The 17,031-nt window shown below is 36.8% G+C and carries 15 protein-coding genes and 1 pseudogene; 3 read left to right on the top strand and 13 right to left on the bottom strand.

Annotation, left to right across the window (positions count from 1 at the left end):
- The first annotated feature begins 9 nt into the window (after positions 1-9).
- A complete protein-coding gene (locus OQZ33_RS00685) occupies positions 10-1,011 on the top strand; it encodes an NADP-dependent oxidoreductase (protein WP_265797129.1) in 1,002 nt (333 codons plus the stop codon).
- A 33-nt stretch (positions 1,012-1,044) separates the two neighbouring features.
- On the opposite strand, the gene OQZ33_RS00680 is transcribed toward OQZ33_RS00685, so the two are convergent.
- From OQZ33_RS00680 to ffh, 9 genes and pseudogenes are all read right to left on the bottom strand, one after another.
- Positions 1,045-2,274, bottom strand: a complete 1,230-nt coding sequence (locus tag OQZ33_RS00680) for a PQQ-binding-like beta-propeller repeat protein (protein WP_265797128.1) — start codon at positions 2,272-2,274, stop codon at positions 1,045-1,047.
- 32 nt (positions 2,275-2,306) lie between these two features.
- The gene (locus OQZ33_RS00675; protein WP_265797127.1) at positions 2,307-2,951 is read right to left on the bottom strand and encodes a hypothetical protein; all 645 of its coding nucleotides are present in this window, start codon (positions 2,949-2,951) and stop codon (positions 2,307-2,309) included.
- A 324-nt stretch (positions 2,952-3,275) separates the two neighbouring features.
- Positions 3,276-3,938 carry a hypothetical protein gene (locus tag OQZ33_RS00670; protein WP_265797126.1) on the bottom strand — a complete coding sequence of 221 codons (663 nt, stop codon included), beginning with the start codon at positions 3,936-3,938 and terminating at the stop codon, positions 3,276-3,278.
- 10 nt (positions 3,939-3,948) lie between these two features.
- A complete protein-coding gene (locus OQZ33_RS00665; RefSeq protein WP_265797125.1) occupies positions 3,949-5,748 on the bottom strand; it encodes a tetratricopeptide repeat protein in 1,800 nt (599 codons plus the stop codon).
- A gap of 157 nt (positions 5,749-5,905) precedes the next feature.
- A complete protein-coding gene (locus OQZ33_RS00660; protein ID WP_265797124.1) occupies positions 5,906-7,039 on the bottom strand; it encodes an MBL fold metallo-hydrolase in 1,134 nt (377 codons plus the stop codon).
- 24 nt (positions 7,040-7,063) lie between these two features.
- A complete protein-coding gene (locus OQZ33_RS00655) occupies positions 7,064-7,816 on the bottom strand; it encodes a LytR/AlgR family response regulator transcription factor (RefSeq protein ID WP_265797123.1) in 753 nt (250 codons plus the stop codon).
- A 90-nt stretch (positions 7,817-7,906) separates the two neighbouring features.
- A pseudogene (locus tag OQZ33_RS24410) lies at positions 7,907-8,110 on the bottom strand (GxxExxY protein); the annotation flags it as partial.
- Positions 8,111-8,379: 269 nt separating this feature from the next.
- Positions 8,380-8,478 (bottom strand): hypothetical protein, encoded by a 99-nt coding sequence (locus OQZ33_RS24250; protein WP_265797122.1) that lies wholly within the window; start codon positions 8,476-8,478, stop codon positions 8,380-8,382.
- Between the two features lie 341 nt (positions 8,479-8,819).
- Positions 8,820-10,160, bottom strand: coding sequence for a signal recognition particle protein (gene ffh, locus OQZ33_RS00645; protein WP_265797121.1), 1,341 nt, complete (start codon positions 10,158-10,160; stop codon positions 8,820-8,822).
- Positions 10,161-10,599: 439 nt separating this feature from the next.
- Between ffh and OQZ33_RS00640 the strand changes: the two genes are divergently transcribed.
- The gene (locus OQZ33_RS00640) at positions 10,600-13,026 is read left to right on the top strand and encodes a DUF5916 domain-containing protein (protein ID WP_265797120.1); all 2,427 of its coding nucleotides are present in this window, start codon (positions 10,600-10,602) and stop codon (positions 13,024-13,026) included.
- Between the two features lie 4 nt (positions 13,027-13,030).
- Here the strand turns inward: OQZ33_RS00640 and OQZ33_RS00635 are convergent, their stop codons facing one another.
- Complete coding sequence (locus OQZ33_RS00635; RefSeq protein ID WP_265797119.1) at positions 13,031-14,020, bottom strand: helix-turn-helix transcriptional regulator; 990 nt, start codon at positions 14,018-14,020, stop codon at positions 13,031-13,033.
- 98 nt (positions 14,021-14,118) lie between these two features.
- Here OQZ33_RS00635 and OQZ33_RS00630 point away from each other — a divergent pair, with 98 nt between their 5' ends.
- The gene (locus OQZ33_RS00630) at positions 14,119-14,850 is read left to right on the top strand and encodes a siderophore-interacting protein (RefSeq protein WP_265797118.1); all 732 of its coding nucleotides are present in this window, start codon (positions 14,119-14,121) and stop codon (positions 14,848-14,850) included.
- Here OQZ33_RS00630 and OQZ33_RS00625 read toward each other — a convergent pair whose 3' ends face one another.
- The 3 genes from OQZ33_RS00625 to OQZ33_RS00615 form a co-directional block, all read right to left on the bottom strand.
- Positions 14,851-15,852, bottom strand: coding sequence for a DUF3078 domain-containing protein (locus OQZ33_RS00625; RefSeq protein ID WP_265797117.1), 1,002 nt, complete (start codon positions 15,850-15,852; stop codon positions 14,851-14,853).
- Between the two features lie 96 nt (positions 15,853-15,948).
- Positions 15,949-16,224, bottom strand: a complete 276-nt coding sequence (locus tag OQZ33_RS00620; RefSeq protein ID WP_265797116.1) for a hypothetical protein — start codon at positions 16,222-16,224, stop codon at positions 15,949-15,951.
- Positions 16,225-16,265: 41 nt separating this feature from the next.
- On the bottom strand, positions 16,266-17,018 hold the full coding sequence (locus OQZ33_RS00615) for a hypothetical protein (RefSeq protein WP_265797115.1): 753 nt from the start codon (positions 17,016-17,018) through the stop codon (positions 16,266-16,268).
- Between the last annotated feature and the right edge of the window lie 13 nt (positions 17,019-17,031).

Genomic DNA, 17,031 nt, shown 5'->3' with positions numbered 1-17,031 from the left:
CTGAAAATAATGAAAGCATACACCATAAACAGTTATAGTAAAACAGAAAAGCTAAAGGTTGTTGAAATATCAACCCCCGAGCCTAAAGCAGATGAAGTTTTAGTGGAAATCTATGCCACTAGCATTAACCAGCTGGATAACAAGATTAAAAATGGAGAATTTAAGTTGTTATTGCCTTACAGTTTGCCATTAGTTTTAGGTCATGATGTAGCTGGGGTGGTGGTAAAAATAGGATCGGAGGTAACGCGGTTTAAAATAGGCGATAAGGTATTTGCTCGCCCAGCTGATTTTAGAATAGGAACATTTGCAGAATACATTGCAATGAATGAAAGAGATGTAGCTCTGAAACCGAAAAACATTTCGATGGAAGAAGCAGCCTCTATACCACTTGTTGCTTTAACGGTTTGGCAAGCTTTTGTTGAAAAGGCGAAACTTAAAAAAGGCCAACGCGTGTTTATACAAGCAGGTTCGGGCGGTGTAGGAACAATTGCTATTCAATTGGCTAAACATTTGGAGGCTACTGTGGCTACTACTACAAGTGCAGCGAATGCAGATTTAGTAAAGAAATTGGGTGCTGATTTAGTGATTGATTACAAAACTCAAGATTTTGAAATCATCCTAAGTCAATATGATTTGGTATTAAACAGCCAGGATGAAAAAACGCTCAGCAAATCCCTAAAAATACTCAGTCGGGGAGGTAAAGTAATCTCTATTTCCGGTCCTCCAGATCCAGCCTTTGCGAAGGAAAGTGGCTTATCATGGTTCATAAAATTAGCCATATACTTTTTGAGTAGAAAAACAATTAATCAGGCCAAGAAGCTCGGTGTTGATTATTCGTTTCTATTTATGAAAGCCAATGGCAAACATTTAGCGGAAATAGGAAAATTAATTGATCAAGGTATCATAACTCCCGTATTGGATACAGTTTTTCCTTTCGAAGAGCTGAACCAGGCAATGGATTATGTTGATAGTGGAAGGGCAAAAGGCAAAGTTGTCGTTAAAATCAAATAATAATTTGTTGTATTAGATTAGTGAAATCTTAATTTAATTCTTCGAATTTTTCAGCAGTTTGATAAATGCATCGTTTTTGTTATTATCATCTATCTTTTGATGGGCAAGTAAAATTGATTCTTCTTTGGTTTTTAGATTTAGTTTAACGAGCCCAGCTTTACTATAAAATAAAACTTCATTTTTGTTCAAAAACTCGAGGTTAGACAGGGGAAGGTTTGCCAATTGTACCTCACTCCTTTTATCACCTGTTTTGAGATCTAATTCAAAAAGTAATCCGTTTTTGGTGTAACCCCAAATGGCATCGGCTTTATCCAACAAATAAGCGATGGACGCATTGAAGTTGGTTTTCCAAAGTTTTTCGCCATTAGATGCGCTCAATGCATACACAGATGCTTCAGTGGATGAGGTTGTGCCGAAGAAAACTTTGCTGTCTTTGGTAAATATTTTTTCCTTGATATTGTATTGTCCTTTTTCCAGCTTGAATTCCCATAAAATGGATAGCTTGTCTGGATTTATTGCAAACAATGTTTCACTTTCATCAGGGATAAAAACGTTTTTGCCATCGGTAACCGGTTTTCCATACATAGCCTTTTTGAAACCTGTTTTGTAAAGCGAGTGGCCTGTTTTAGCGTCAAAACTTAAAAGGTAGGGAGCATTCTGTGCGAAAACTTTATTTCCGAAAGTAAGGGTTGGAAGGTGATTGTAAGGATAATCCAACTTATAGTTCCAGATCAGTTTGCCGTTTTTGGCGTCTATTGAATAAATATTTTGATTCCTGCTTTGAGCACTCAATGAAATTGCGCCATTAACCACTTGTGCCGATTGCCCTTTAAGTACTATTTCATCTTTTATAATTCCCAGCCTCGATTTCCAGTAAACTTTACCATTCTGATTGTTTAAAGCAAAGATTTCGCCATTGATAAAAGGAATATATACCGTTCCGTTTTCTATATAAAATTTATTATTTCCGCTAATGTGCCGGTCAGCATCCGATGCATTTACTTCCCAGTTTATTTTTTTGGTTTTCAAGTTCATCGATTTCAATATTCCATTTGAGTCGTATATCAGGATGCTGTTGGTATCTAAGGCTGTAGGTTTAACCTGTGTAATCAACTGGTCGAAAACCATATCATCCATGGTAAGGATGTTATTGTTAGAGAAGCTCTTGTCTTTGTTTTTTGGTGCTGATATAGTAGGAGGCTGTGCGACTGTTACTTTTATTACCAAACATAAAAGGATAGCCAATTGAAGTGTTGATCTCATATTTTAGATAGAATATTTAAACGAAATTTAGCCTAATACATCGGAAAACTTACTTTATTTGCTTGCGCTCTGTTCTTTTTATCCAGCAAGTTTTCACCAGAAATGGTCATTTTAAAAGTATACAAAATAATTCCCTGGTTACCTGTACTCATCGCATACATCCAGGTATCGTTGCCACGTACAAAGGTAGTTGCATAAGCTTCTTTCACAATTTGTTCCGTTTTATTGGCTGTGTAAGTTCCGTCAGTTTCTGGCGCGTTATAAATCATTTTTTTAAATATTTTGGTATTACCCAACTGATTAAAATCCTCGATATATGTCTTAACGTACTCCCGCATATCATCACTCGGTTTCTTGGTGTTTTTATCTCGCAAAGCGGACAAATTTATCTTATCATTTTCGAAGGTATAGCGGGCAGGGAATATATCCAGTTCAGAGTTTTGGTTTGATAGAAATATCGCAATTCCCATATTATCTTTCTTTAGATAACCGGGGTTTAATTTTTTGGCACTTTCGAAACCGGTAACTAATTTTTTTAGAACTAAGTAGTTAGCGTTCTGTGCTGAATAATTTAAAACTGCTACTTTAACATCCTTTTGAATTTCTGAATAACTTGATTGGGAAAATGCGATTGTTCCACTCGCCAGATAGAAAACTAAAATGAGTATCTTTTTCATTCTTTGAGTATCAATATGATTAAATAAAAGAATTCAAGGTTTTGATGAGGAGGCGTAAAATACAGTACATACTTGATATGTACATACTGAAATTTTACGCCGCCAGTACCATCAAATGAGAGGCGTTACGTTCCTAAAACCAAACAGCTGTTAACAGAACTAAAAGCTATAAATTCAACATTTAATCCTCATAGATTAAGGATGTTTTTGCTTAACAATGCTAAACTAAGTAAACTGCATTAGCAATTCACACCCGTTTATTATTCGTTAATATTCATCCGTTATTTGTCGCAAATAAACGATTATCCGACTTGCCAGGTAGGGTTAATAATAGAAAAATTGCTTAGAATTAGGGATCTTGGTTTCAGTTCTTCCGGGTGTAAATCCATCCATTTTCGGAACGGATTTAAAAGGATATTTAAATAATTTTTCTGTAGCGGGATACAATTGAACAGAATCTTCGCAATCTTCGTTATCATAACTCACATGTACCTGCTTTGTCGAAAAATTGATGTCAAAAGTATGATGATAGCCGCAATTATAATCGTCTTTATAAGTTGAACCTATCAAAAACCAATCATTGTTCTGGTAGCGATAAATGTTTTTGTACTTACTGGTATGCCTTGTATTGTGCCAAAAGGTTTGCTCAATAATGAGAGTATTATTCTTTATTTTAATGATTAAATCAATCCCGTTGTCGGTACAAAAACCACAATCCTCGCTGTTCCATAATACTGATGTGTTTTTTTTCCATAGTTTTAAAGTGCCATTAACTACCTTACAGATGAATAATTCTCTGGTATAACCTGTTCGGTCTATTTTTTTAGTGGTATTGAAAGCCAATATCACCTCATCAATGCCATCTTTATCTAAGTCGCCCTTAGTTTCAAAAACTTTTGTTCGTCCCGCTGGTACCACGAAGTTCGGCAAAACTTGTGCTATAGATTCTAAGGATAGTAAAATGAAAAACAAAAAGAAATATCTCATATTTAATTAGTTATTGATTGCAAATTTTCAACATATTTTCATCGATTTCAAGGCCCATTTTTTTTGCGGTAAGTATATCAGCACAAAAATCTTTCCGCCCCAAAATCTCTTTAATAGATCCTCTAACGTAGTAAGCAAAACCTAAACTTTTATCCAACTCGATAGCCTTATTGCAGTCTGCTAAAGCAAGAAGTAGTTCTTGCTGAGATTTCTTAACGGATGATTTTTCGTTCACTATCCAACCAAAACTTGCCGGTTGATTGGCTATTTTTGTAGATGCACGATAAGTAGATTTTTTTATATTATCGGAAAGGCTTACGCGAGCGATCGCCCTATTGACGTAAGCAAGTGCATAATTATTTTTTAACTCAAGACTTTTATTAAAATCACTCCACGCCAGTTTATATTTTTCGGTAGCTAAGTAGATATTTCCACGGCGGTTGAAATAAGTTTCTTTCTCAAAATCCTTAATATCGGGCGCTAGAGATAATGCGGTGTTTATAAAATTGAGGGCCTCTTCCAAGGCTCCGGTATTTAAATAGCACTCAGATAAACCTGAATAAATGGATGCTAAAGACGAATGATAATAGCGATTGATGTCACCCTTCGTTGCTGTCTCGAAACGAGGGTTTATTTCGATTTCATGAAGAAGGTTTTCCTTGTTCTCTAATGATGCTTTATAATTTGCGGTAGCATTTTTATAGTCGGCCAGCGCAAGATAAGCATTGCCTTTAAATGATAACATCATGGCATTTTTAGGGAATTTCTCCAAGCCCCTAGCATATTGGGCTAAAGCTTTATCATACCGTTTCAGGTTATACTGGGCGATGCCCCTTTGGTAATAATAGCTTGGCTTGGTTTCATCGCAGAAATCGGCAGCGGATTGGGAAATCGTTTTTAATAATTCAGGATCGTAGTTTTTTTTACTTGTTAGTATTCTCTTAGCCGTTGAATAATCTGTACAAGAAGCATCTAAATCTTCCAGTTCGTAATAAATTTTGGCCCTATTTAAATATCCAGTATAGGTTAAGGGGTCCAATATTATGGATTTGGTGTAATCCTCCAGTGCTTTGTCGAATTGCCCTAAGTTTGCATAAATTGATGCTCTTCCATTGTAGAAATGTGCTTGCTTATCGTTTAAAACAATGGCCTTGTTGATGTCGTTTAAAGCGTTCTCAACCTGGTTTTGATTATAATAAACACCTCCTCGGTAAAAATAAGCGTCAGAGCCTTCAGGTGACAAAACAATTGCTTTATTAAGATCGATAAGTGCTAAAGCATGATAACCATTGTCGGCGTTGTAAGCACCACGGGCGGTATAATATTCAGCATTATCGGGCGCCATTTCAATAGCTTTGTTATAATCCGCAAGGGCACCGAATTTATCGTTAAATTGAGCCTTAGTGTTTGCTCTTGTCACAAATAGTATTGCATCTTTTGGGTCGAGCGAAATTGCTTTATCTATTGATGACAAAGCGTCCGTTCCCTCATTTTTTATGGCTTGTATACGGCCAATGTTTAAATAACATCTGGCGCATTTAGGGTTGATTAATAATGCATTTCGATAATACTTTTCACCAACTAATAAATTATTGTTTCGAAGATGGTAAAATCCCAATAATCGCAAAAGCGGCTCACTTTTGGGTATGAGTTTTAATTCCTTCTCCAAGTAAGGAATCACCTTCTCTGGCTGACCAATTGTAGTCAGTGAATCTGCCTTTTTTTCAAAATAGGTCTTTGATTGTGCAACAGTGAAATTTGCAACGAACAGACTTAATAGAACTAAGGGAATAATTAACTTCAATCTCATATAATAAAGCAATACCAACAACTTAAAATTTTAATGTTCCTTAATATACTTAAGAACCAGAAAACAGTTTTAAACCTTTATTAATTGCCGACCAAAAAAAAAGGTATTTGTAGCGGTTGCATTATTATTCGTTCTAATGATGCCAAGGCCTTAATTGCTACTTTACACCAACCCACCAAGGCTTGAAAATTTGGTTGGGTTTTTTTAGGTAAACAAACTCGCCAATCATTGGCGTTACCAATGAGATTTTGGTAACTTTGTTTAGTGCTGTAATTTTAACTAAAGGTTCATCCCAAGGATGATTTGCGAGTATAAATTTCGACGAATGTACCGGGAAAAGTCTTTTTGCCTTTAAATCCTGCGCTGCTTTTAATACCTCTGCAGGCTGCAAGTGAATGTATTTCCATTTAACATCATACTGCCCGTCTTCTAAAATCGCTAAATCTATTGGGCCGAACTTCTTGCCGATATTGGCAAAGTGCGTGTCGTAGCCACTATCGCCGCCTATATAAATCTTCATAGTCGGACTTTGAAAAACATACGACATCCACAAGGTATTATTTCTTGTGAAACCCCTGCCAGAAAAGTGCCTTGTAGGCGTAGTATGTATAAAAAAACCATCGCCTAAATCAAGGGTTTCATCCCAATCTTTCTCGTAGATATCTTCAACATTATATCCCCAGTCTTCAAAATCGGCGCCTACTCCCAAACCGCAGAATACCTTTTTAATTTTCGATTTGAGCTTGATTAACGTTTCATAATCTGTATGATCGTAATGATCATGTGAGATGATTAAATAGTCGATGTTCGGCAAATCTTCTACTTTGTAACGATCGGTGCCTTTAAATGCTACAACTGTACCTGGAATTGGCGAAGCATTTCCACTAAAAACAGGATCAACTAAAATGCGCTTACCATCCAGTTGAATAAAATAAGAAGAATGACCAAACCAGACTAAAATGTTCGAATCAATGGGTAAATGCAGCAAATCTGCCTTCATCGATGGAATACTATCTACAGGACTTAATCGCGGGTGATCTCCAAAAAGTTTATCGTAAATAATGCCTATGGTACTATAACCTTCCGTAAGTTCAGGTGTAGGATTGAGGTTATGGAACACACCATCTTTAAAATGCGGCGATTTTTCCATTCGTTCAAGCCTTACACCTTCAGCAGCCTTACCAAAAAGTGGCTTTTTCATGTATAAATAAGTAACAGCTGATAGTATCAAAATCAATGAAACTAAAACAACGAATATCCATTTCAAGATTTTTAATACTTTCTGTTTCATGACTGAGAGACAAATTGAAGTTCTTTATTCGATGTGGTTAATGTGCTGCAAAATGTAATCTTTTCTACGCCCTGATACCGGAATTTCGGTTTTATCTTTCAATACAATTGTACCGGATTTTAAAAATTTATCAACGTATAAAACATTTACCAAATAAGATTGATGGGGACGTAGAAACCACTTCTCGGGCAAAAGCTCATCATAAAATTTGAGCGGTTTTGAAATCATAATCCTTCGGCCTTCAGTTAGGAAAAAGTTGGTGTAACCCCCTTCACTCTGGCAATAGATAATTTCGCGAAGCTGCAAAACCTGCAAAAATTCTAGGGTATGTAATACAATTCTACTGTCTAAGTTACTTTCCCCAGATCCAGATTGTGATTTTAAAATGGAAATCTGTTGTTTTTGCTGTGTGATATTGGTTTCATCATTCGTAGCAATTTTAGCTAATGCAGCTTTAAATTCTGCATCATCCAAGGGCTTTAAAAGATAATCTAGGGCACCAAATTTTATCGCCTTAACAGCAAAGTGATTATATGCGGTGATGAATATAATGCGAAAAGGTATTTCATCCAACTGGTCTAAGATATCGAAAGCTGTGCCGTCAGTAAGCTGGATATCCATTAAAATTAATTCGGGATTTGTTGCTTTAATGAGCACTAAACTTTCAGCTACGCTTGTTGCATAACCAATCAAATTAAACTGTGTTTCTTGTTGCAAAAGCCATTCAATTTCTTTGCGGATGGCAGGTTCGTCTTCAATTATAAGCGTTCTAATCATTCGGGGCGTTTAATCTTCTAAAAATCGGTAAAAATCATTGATATATGTCGTTTGTCCATCACTAAAATATTAACACAGTAAAGTTAATGATCAAACCTTGCAGGCCTTCCAATAATTCATATAGCTGAGGATCTGTGCTTCGAAGATGGGTTCTATAGTTTTGGATGCCTTTATTTCAACAGCTAAGCAATTTTTTACAAATAGATCACATCTTAAATCGGTTGTTGCTTCTATTTCTTTCTATCGAACCGGCATGGAGATTTCTGTTAAAAAATATATTTTTCGGAGGGTAAGCTCATGTGTTGTACATTCATGGTAGACGCTTTCTAATAAACCAGGGCCAAGAGATTGTGTATTTCTATAGCGGCATCAATTACATTATAAGTCATTTCCTTTAGATATTTGTTGGTCGTTATCTCAATTAATCTATATCCATATGGTTGTTTCTTTTCTATTAATATGAATTACATAAATTATATTTATTAATCACTTTATTGAAGCTCTGTACCTATATTTCTACCAGTTCATGCTTCACTCTTTGTCCATTATTGAAATTATTTCGTTCAGCCATCTCTCTCTAAACTTCGATTGTTGATTGATTCTGCTAAATGCTCCGATTCTACATTTTCGCTCTCAGTTAAATCTGCAAAGGTTCTAGTCACATTTAAAATCCTCCCATAAGCCCTGGCAGATAAGCCCAACAGCCGATCGCCGATTTAAGGAGTGTGGTGCCGACCTCGCTTATCGCACAAACTTTTTGCACCATATTTGGCCTCATTTGGGCATTATAATGTAAATCTGCTTTTTTTATACTGGCACTTATGCTTACTTCAATCGTAATAGATATTAACGGCTTATGTTGAATTCATTGCAGTCTGCTTAGCTGACTTAACTTAATAAGTCAATTAGGGCTTTAGCTAAAAAAAAAAGAAGCAAACAAAAAAATCCCAATCATTTCCGATTGGGATTTCAAATATTTTACTTCAGCTTTAAGTTCAAGAACCTATCTTCTGCCCATTGGCATTTTTGGCATACCTTTCATCATCGCTGCTGCGGCTGCCGGGTTCGAAAACTGTTTCATCATTTTACGCATATCCTCAAACTGTTTAATCAGCTTGGTTACCTCTTCTACTTTGCTACCCGAACCTTTGGCGATACGTAAACGGCGACTCTGCTGGATTGCATCAGGGTTTTCTTTTTCGAAGGGTGTCATCGAATTGATGATTGCCTCGATCGATTTAAATGCATCATCCTGTATATCCACATTTTTCATCATCTTACCCACTCCCGGAATCATGCCCATCAAATCTTTCATATTACCCATCTTCTTAATTTGTTGAATCTGGCTATAGAAATCGTTAAAATCAAATTTATTCTTGCGTATTTTCTTTTGCAACTCTGCAGCTTCTTTCTCATCAAACTGCATTTGTGCCCGTTCAACAAGCGAGACTACATCACCCATTCCCAGAATACGCGATGCCATACGATCTGGATAGAAGACATCAAGCGCCTCCATTTTCTCACCGGTACCAATAAATTTAATCGGCTTGTTCACTACCGATTTAATCGAAAGCGCAGCACCGCCACGGGTATCACCATCTAATTTGGTTAGAACCACACCCGTAAAATCAAGGCGGTCGTTAAAAACTTTTGCCGTGTTTACCGCATCCTGACCCGTCATTGAATCCACTACGAATAAAATCTCATGTGGCTGTGTTTTGGCTTTAACTTCCGATATCTCATTCATTAATGATTCGTCGATCGCTAAACGACCTGCAGTATCTATAATGATGATGTTATTTCCGTTTTGTTTACCGTGAGCAATTCCTTCCAAAGCAATGGCTACCGGATCGTTCGATTCACGGTTTGCGTAAACTGAAACACCAACCGAAGTTCCTAAAACCTCCAGCTGATCTACCGCTGCAGGGCGATACATATCACCGGCAACCAATAAAGGTTTTTTGCCCTTACCTTTTAAGTGTAAAGCCAGTTTGCCAGCGAAAGTAGTTTTACCCGCACCGTTTAAACCCGCAATCAAAATAATGGTCGGGTTGGCTTTAGTTTCCAGCTCTGTAACCTCGCCACCCATTAAGGCCGCAAGTTCATCATTCATGATTTTGGTTAGCAATTGGCCTGGTGAAACCGAAGTTAATACGTTCTGACCCAATGCTTTTTGCCTTACCTCATCTGTAAATGTTTTGGCTGTTTTATAGTTAACATCGGCATCTAATAACGCCTTACGAATCTCTTTCATGGTTTCCGCCACGTTGATTTCCGTAATGCTGCCTTGTCCTTTTAATACTTTAAATGCTCTGTCTAGCTTGTCCTGTAAATTATCAAACATGTTTTTTTAAGCTAAAAAGCTAATCGTAGTGAACGAAAAGCCACTGTTTTTAATAAAAGGCAAATGTATCAAATTTTGATTGTAAATCGCTGCACCACAAAGTCAAAAATCTTTTTTTGGAATGAAAGTTCAGTATTATTTAGGAGACATCAATCCTACGATACACTTCGATCTTTTTAACGCAAACCTCGTAGGTTTTTCAGAACCTACGAGGTTTATAAAAAGTATCTCCTTTTCTGTCACCTTTAGAAACAACGGCCTGCTAGCCAAACGTTATTCAAAACACAAACCCTTTCACTTAAACCCTGGGTTAATCGGTATTCCAGTGTTGTTTTAAAGTATTGCGCTTCAAATAGTTAGCTATTATTGATTCGATATTTTCTTTTCATGTGCAACATATCTAACATTAGCTAGTCTTATACTTAACTAACCTAAACAAATGAAACGCTGGGCAACTCTTATCTTTATATTCCTGTATTCTTATTGTGCTGCCCAAGATCCTGCTAAACAAAAGGAACTTAAAGCGGTGAGAACAGTTGAAACTCCTAAAATTGATGGTGTTTTAGATGATGCCTGCTGGGTAAAGGTGCCAATTGCTACTGATTTTTTCGAAATAAGACCCTTGCCTGGTAGAGTGGAAACAAAAGATCGACGCACGGAAATGAAAGTGCTGTATGATGATGTGGCCATTTACGTTTACGCCCGGATGTACGATGATAAGGATAGCGTTTCACACGAGTTGGTTTCGAGGGATAATATCGGTAATGCCGATTTTATTTCAATCATTGTCGACCCTTTTTACGATAAAATGAATGGTAATGGTTTTTTTGTTACTGCTGCAGGCGTTCAGTTTGATGCTAAATACTCTCAAGTTGGCGACGAAGACCCGAATTGGAACGCCGTATGGGAAAGTGCTGTAAAATTAGACGATTTAGGCTGGACCTGCGAAATGAAAATTCCTTATTCTGCCTTGCGTTTTTCGGGTAAGGAAATTCAAAATTGGGGTTTAAACTTTAGTCGCCGAATTCAACGAACCAATATCCAAACGTTTTGGAATTTTGTTGATCCAAAAGTTAATGGTTTCATTAATCAGGAAGGACTTTTTACAGGTTTAAAAGACATTAAGCCACCACTACGTTTGTCGTTCTCACCGTACGTTTCTGCTTACGTAAATCATTATCCAGCAAATATCCCTGGCGTAAAAAATACTACATCCCGCTTCAATGGCGGTATGGATGTAAAATATGGAATCAACAATAGCTTTACGCTAGATATGACCTTAGTACCGGATTTTGGGCAAGTCCAGTCCGATAATCGCATTTTAAACCTTACTCCGTTTGAGGTAAAATTTAATGAAAACCGGCAATTTTTTACCGAAGGAACAGAACTTTTTAATAAAGGCGATCTGTTTTATTCCAAACGGATTGGTTCTATTCCTTCCTACTATAATTATTCTGGCGTAGGGCAAGATGATAAAATTATTAGAGATCAAACCGAAGCGAAAGTATTAAACGCAACCAAAATATCTGGACGTACGGCAAAGGGTTTAGGCATTGGTATTTTTAACGCCATCACTAACAGCATGCAAACCGAAGTAGAGGATGGAGCAGGAAATGTTCGAAACGTAGAAACACAACCGCTCACCAATTATAACATTTTGGTTTTCGATCAATCGTTAAAAAATAACAGTTCAGCAACATTTATCAATACAAATGTGCTACGTCAGGGAAGTGCTTATGATGCCAATGTGAGTGCTTTGCTCTTTAACTTAAATAATAAAAACAATAAATATTTTATTAATGGCGGAGCTAAAATGAGCTACTTACGTGGCGAAGAAAGCAGCACGTCGGGCTATAGTTATACGCTGCGTTTGGGGAAACAAAGCGGCAATTTTACCTGGAATTATAACCAGGTTTATGCCGACAATCAATTTGATCCTTCAGATCTGGGTTTTTTTACCAACAATAATTTTTTTGATCAAAGAATTGGACTTGGGTACAATATTTTCAAGCCGAGCAAGTGGTTTAATGAAATGCAAAGTTGGCTGAATGTTACCTATTCAAGACGGGTAAATCCTGGCAATTACCAAAATACGGTAGCAAATGGAGGCGCTTATTTACGTTTCAAAAATTTATGGTCGGCAGAAATAGATATGAGCTATAATGCGAAGGGTAACGATTTCTACGAAGCACGGAACGGACAAATGTATAACGCGCCAGAAAGTTATGGTATCGGACTATATATTAATCCCAATCGGGCTAAAGCGTATAATTTTGGTGGAAATGTTCGCTTTTTCGAACAACAACTTTTTGGGGGCAAAGAGTATAATTTCTACCTGTTTCAAAATTTCCGTCTAAATGACAAAATCGCCTTTGGTTTGGATTTGAATTTCAACCCAAATTATAACTATGTAAACTGGGTAACATCACAAGGTAGCCAGGCAATTTTTTCTAAATATGATAGACGTACAGTAGAAAACTCTTTTGATGCAAAGTACACCTTTACCAACTTAATGGGGGTTACCGTGGTGTTAAGGCATTATTGGAGCGACAGACGAAACAAAGAGTTTTACTTATTAACCCCAAATGGTAATTTAACCGACTATCAGGGCCCCGCTTTAACGGGGACGGACAGAAACTATAATGTTTTTAATATCGATTTAATTTATACCTGGCAGTTTGCCCCAGGCAGTACATTATCACTTTCGTATAAAGATGCAGCCGAAACCTACGATTCGTATTTTATGCAACGTTACAACCGCAATTTGGGCGGTATTCTTGCTGCACCTCAAAACAATAGTTTATCTGTTAAAGTATTGTACTTTGTAGATTATCTGGATCTTAAGAAAAAAAGGAAAAAGGTTTGAGAAACTATCTAGCTTTGCCTGGACTAACGCCGAATTTTTTACTAAAAGCATTACTGAAATGTTGAACTGATGAGTAACCAAGATCATTTGCAATGTGCTTAATGTCTTTTGATTTATCCGATAAAAGATCTTTTGCTTTTGATAACCGGTAATCGCTTAAATGTCCAAATACAGTATCATTAAAAACTTCTTTAAAACCCTGCTTCAATTTAAATTCATTTATTCCTGCAACTTTCGCAAGTTCGGGTAGCGATGGCGGGCTACTGGCATGCTGAATCAGGTATTCTCTAGCATAATAAATCCGATCCTGATCATAAACTGTCTTTAATTTTGATTTATCTACTTTCTTCGTCGCAATTTCAAATGCTTGTGCCTGCATGGCCAGTAGTTCCACACATTTAGATTGTAGAAATAGCAATTTCAATCCTCCGGAAAACCGGCAATTCATAATATCGTTAATGCAGTTGTGCATGGCAAAACTGATTGGTAGATGTTCTTCCGATAACTCTGCAGATTTATTGTTCATGATATTCTCTGCAAAGTTCTTCAGTAAAGTGCTGCTGTCGCTAGTTAAATCTACAAAGCGTTCTTTCTGAAAGTGAATTTCAAAAAACTTATACTTACCTGTTTTATCAAAGTTGGCTGTTCCATCAAAATCAGGAGTGTAAAGGATGTTATGATGATTTGATTTTATACTGATGCTGCGGTTTGTAAGGTGGTTATTCATGATGCCATTACCACTTATCGAAAAGTGTAATTCTACCAAATCAGGCTCATCCAACGATTTAATCTTTAACCGATTTTCTTTCATCACCATGTCACCATAAACAATTGATATCCCAGAAAATATAATCTGTACCATTTCGGCATCGCCGAATGGAAAACTTAACTTTTCGCGGGTTTCTCTAACTAAGGGTTGGTTGAATTCAATTTCATTGAAGAGAGACCCTACAACGTAATGGCGATCTGAACTATCATAAATGTTTAAGGCCATAAAAAATCCTTTTGATATAAATTTTTCTCCTTTTGCTGTAAAAGGAAACATTTTTTAGACCATTACTTTTGCTCAAAGTTACTAAACAAATTTAAACAATGCCAAAGTTACCATCATGGCTGGCTAATACAGTAGAGAAATTGATCAGCAATAAAATAGTTCAGGTTGAAGTTGTCGAAGCCAGAATGCTAAGCAGCAACATAAAATGCATAACCTTTAAAGGAGATTTTTATGAAACTGAATTTATTCCGGGGATGGAAATTCTTTTCAGGGTAAATGCCAACGAATACAGGCATTATACCGTCTCAAGATTTAACAGGGAAGATCAAACCTGTGAAGTGATTTTTTATTTAAACAGGCGTGGACCAGGCAATACCTTTGCTGAAAATATTAAGCCTGGCGATCAGTTAAAACTAATTATCGATAAAGCCAGGGTCAGGTATAATAATGGTTCAAGTCAGCATTTCTTTTTTGGTGATGAAACCAGCATCGGTTTATATGAATCGCTCGGAAAAAAAGCAGTTGAAATGGATGAAGAATATTTTGGGATACTGGAACTTGACGAAGAGAACTTCGAAGCCTTGAATTGCATCAAGCTTTTGATAGATGCTGTGCCAGTAGATAAAAGTATTCCTGCCGAAAGAGCCATTCAATGGATGGAAAACATGCATCCAAAATGTTGGGAAATGTGGCAGTATGCAACCTTTTATTTAACTGGCCGGGCAAAATCGGTTCAGCAGTTTAAAAAATACCTGAAACAAAGAGGCGTAGGTTTCAATCAGATTATTACCATGCCCTACTGGGAAATGGGTAAAATAGGTGGTGCTTAATTACCTCGGGAAAACAAAAGCAAAACCCAGCGCTAAAGTTTGGCTGGCCTGAACTTTAGCGTCCGTATCAGTATCATACAAAATTACACCTGTTAAACTGGTATTCATGAAGCGGTTAATCTTTGCTGTTAATGCAACATCTAATCTATGGTCGACGCGTTTTACGGCAATGTCTTCGTAAGGAATAAACATGGCATAACGTGCTTTTAAGTTGGTGTTTTTGAAAATGTCTTTATCAAAAGCACTTACTACCTGAAAGGCCAGTTCATTTCTAAAATGCTTGCCTTTATCAACCCCGAAAACATTCGCTTTGTTATCATAAACAGCAGTATCTAATACAAAAGTTTGGCGGGCGGTACCCGTACCAATTCTAGTTGAGAAATACTTATTTGGCTTGTACTCAAAACCGATTGATTCAGTTAAATATCCTGGCGACATAAATCTGGAGATTAACACTTGCTGTTCTTCACCATTTCCATCTCTAAAGTAACGATAACCACTATCAAACTGCGATTCAAAGTTAACAGATCCGAAAAAGAACCAGTTTTTTGATAACTGAAACGAAGCTTTGTTATCCCAGAAAATGCGGTCGTTGGTTTTCTTTTGCAGCTGATCTTTATTTTTGATTTTACCGTACTGCAAAATTACCTCACTCACATAACTATAACTATTCTTGTTGTATTCTGCTTTCCAGTTTAAAAGACCGCCTACGGCTACAGAATTCACGCCTCCACCTTTCCAGTTATCGCTAAATTGCGCCTGGTTTACATTGATGCCTATGGAGGTTTTGGTTTTCCAATAATTAACCTTTGCATTCACAATAAACGGAGGAATTTTTACCGGCTCGAAATTTAGAGGCCCCTGTCTGCTAGGTAGCGGACTACGCTTAAGCTTAATGTTCATGTCTTTAGTATTGATCGGGACGGTATCAATTACCTGTGCAAATAATTTTGTAGAGCAAATACTTAGAATAAGGATTAGGGCGGCTAAACAATTCTTCATGGGTTACAAAGAAAAACAAAAATTCTATAGATAAAAAGGTTTTAACAAAATGAATGTCTGATAGACAATTATGAAACGACTAAAAATGACGCGTTATTACCATTTAATCCAGCCATACCAGTTATTGTTTTTAAGATATCTTAGATCTGCCCCATGCCGGTAGGCTTCCTGTTCAAATATGATTTTTCGGTAAGCCAAATCATGCTTTTTATACATGATCAAATTAAACAGGTAATTGATTAAATAAAGCAGGTAAAAAGGTAAAATCAATAATTCCAGCTGTTGCCTTAAATGAATTTTCTCATGATTGATGATTTCCATATCGGATTTAAGCTTCTTCGACTTCAACAAAATGAAGGGAAAAATTGCCATTCCTTCGACGGGTAAATGCTTAATTATCAGGATTGGTGCTTTCACAACTTTTCGATTGTCAGTTTAGGCAGAGCAGGCAATTGCAAAGCCTTTGGGTTAAGCCGGTAGCTGCGATAAGCATTTTTGATAAATACATTGAAAGCATAGTCATCGGCATCAAGTACAAATTGATAAGTTGGACGATATTGTTGCATAAAGTCTTCCAATTCAGTATCCTTTATACCTAAAACCTGTTGAACCAAAGAAGCTTTAAAACGATAATCTATTAAATCTTCCCGATAGTCTTTTTCCAATATCTTCTGTAGATGGCGGGCATTTCTTCCTTGTCTGCTCAATAAATTATAAATCGCATCAATGCCCAAACCAACTCCGCCGGTGCCCAAATTCAAAAGGTCTTTACTGCTGCCCTTCATGGTTTGATAGCGGAATTCTTTTATCGATTTTTCGTATTGCTGCTGCGGGGTTAATCTCTTTTGTGCAATTACCACATCGCGGAGTCTGATTCCCAGAGATTTCAGCTGAAAGTAAACTGCAGTTTGGCCTTTGAAAATAATCGTATCTACACCGTATCCAGAAAGTGCAGCAACGAGTGTATCACCAGAAATGGCATAAGTGCTGAATTCACCTTTTGTGTTGTTATACAAACCATCTTTACTTCGCACATTATATATGTAAACTTTGGCTAATCGTTGCTTGGTTTCTTTATCAATAACAATACCCTGCACAGGTTTATTTTGTGCATGTAGCGCCATTGTGAAGCAAAAAAGAAAAGCAATGGTTACAAAAAGTTTCATGTGTTTACAAAAC

The organism is Pedobacter sp. MC2016-05, from assembly GCF_026239735.1.
In the GTDB taxonomy this organism is placed as follows: domain Bacteria; phylum Bacteroidota; class Bacteroidia; order Sphingobacteriales; family Sphingobacteriaceae; genus Pedobacter.
The sequence above is the reverse complement of the archived record's forward strand: the minus strand, read 5'-3'. Positions and strand labels throughout refer to the sequence as shown.

What these genes read in the sequence shown, in the direction of transcription:
- OQZ33_RS00660 (WP_265797124.1), bottom strand. Translation starts at nt 7,039, where the DNA reads ATGAAACAGAAAGTATTAAAAATCTTGAAATGGATATTCGTTGTTTTA.
- OQZ33_RS00625 (WP_265797117.1), bottom strand. Translation starts at nt 15,852, where the DNA reads ATGAAGAATTGTTTAGCCGCCCTAATCCTTATTCTAAGTATTTGCTCT.
- OQZ33_RS00640 (WP_265797120.1), top strand. Translation starts at nt 10,600, where the DNA reads ATGAAACGCTGGGCAACTCTTATCTTTATATTCCTGTATTCTTATTGT.
- OQZ33_RS00675 (WP_265797127.1), bottom strand. Translation starts at nt 2,951, where the DNA reads ATGAAAAAGATACTCATTTTAGTTTTCTATCTGGCGAGTGGAACAATC.
- OQZ33_RS00635 (WP_265797119.1), bottom strand. Translation starts at nt 14,020, where the DNA reads ATGGCCTTAAACATTTATGATAGTTCAGATCGCCATTACGTTGTAGGG.
- OQZ33_RS00615 (WP_265797115.1), bottom strand. Translation starts at nt 17,018, where the DNA reads ATGAAACTTTTTGTAACCATTGCTTTTCTTTTTTGCTTCACAATGGCG.
- OQZ33_RS00655 (WP_265797123.1), bottom strand. Translation starts at nt 7,816, where the DNA reads ATGATTAGAACGCTTATAATTGAAGACGAACCTGCCATCCGCAAAGAA.
- OQZ33_RS00630 (WP_265797118.1), top strand. Translation starts at nt 14,119, where the DNA reads ATGCCAAAGTTACCATCATGGCTGGCTAATACAGTAGAGAAATTGATC.
- OQZ33_RS00680 (WP_265797128.1), bottom strand. Translation starts at nt 2,274, where the DNA reads ATGAGATCAACACTTCAATTGGCTATCCTTTTATGTTTGGTAATAAAA.
- ffh (WP_265797121.1), bottom strand. Translation starts at nt 10,160, where the DNA reads ATGTTTGATAATTTACAGGACAAGCTAGACAGAGCATTTAAAGTATTA.
- OQZ33_RS00685 (WP_265797129.1), top strand. Translation starts at nt 10, where the DNA reads ATGAAAGCATACACCATAAACAGTTATAGTAAAACAGAAAAGCTAAAG.
- OQZ33_RS00670 (WP_265797126.1), bottom strand. Translation starts at nt 3,938, where the DNA reads ATGAGATATTTCTTTTTGTTTTTCATTTTACTATCCTTAGAATCTATA.
- OQZ33_RS00665 (WP_265797125.1), bottom strand. Translation starts at nt 5,748, where the DNA reads ATGAGATTGAAGTTAATTATTCCCTTAGTTCTATTAAGTCTGTTCGTT.
- OQZ33_RS00620 (WP_265797116.1), bottom strand. Translation starts at nt 16,224, where the DNA reads ATGGCAATTTTTCCCTTCATTTTGTTGAAGTCGAAGAAGCTTAAATCC.